Origin of the sequence: Phocaeicola sp. RTP21198st1_B8_RTP21198_201120 (assembly GCF_040929485.1) — a bacterium.
Classification (GTDB): domain Bacteria; phylum Bacteroidota; class Bacteroidia; order Bacteroidales; family Bacteroidaceae; genus Phocaeicola; species Phocaeicola dorei.
Window position 1 is genome coordinate 1 of the sequence record NZ_JBCOCI010000434.1, and the last position, 474, is coordinate 474.

1 pseudogene is annotated in these 474 nt (G+C 40.7%); it reads right to left on the minus strand.

Annotated features, from left to right (window positions below):
* Positions 1–242: 242 nt before the first annotated feature.
* Positions 243–474 (minus strand): annotated as a pseudogene (locus tag AB5935_RS27030) (alpha/beta hydrolase); the annotation flags it as partial.

Consider the following 474-nt stretch of genomic DNA (forward strand, 5'->3'; position numbering starts at 1 on the left):
TTTGGCAACCGTGCTATTTTCTGCAACTTGCGGCGCTATGCTGTCAAATAACTCTCTTACGACAAAAGTAGTATAAAAATCTGAAATGCAAAAGGGATGAGCGTGTTTTTATAATTATGAGAGTGTGCGTGTGATAACGCTGTACGAGCCTGACCGATAAAAATCGAACTTAGCAGAGTATCATAAAAGAATGGGTATCTTGAATGTGATACCCATCATTAAAAACATTTTGCTTACTAAATTCAATCTAACCCTTTTTCATGTAACCATTTCGAGAGATGGTCGGCTACTGCAATGTTGTTCAGGTCGGAAAAAGGAAAATGCGTATTGCCATGCAAGCCCACTTCGGGCAAATGAATAACCGTCACATCTCCACCAAGGTCATTCAGCATCTTTGCCCATTTGCGCATGAGGTGCAAACGGCGTGTCCATTCATATAATTCGGGGTGCTCATTTGTTTTCGGCAAATTATCA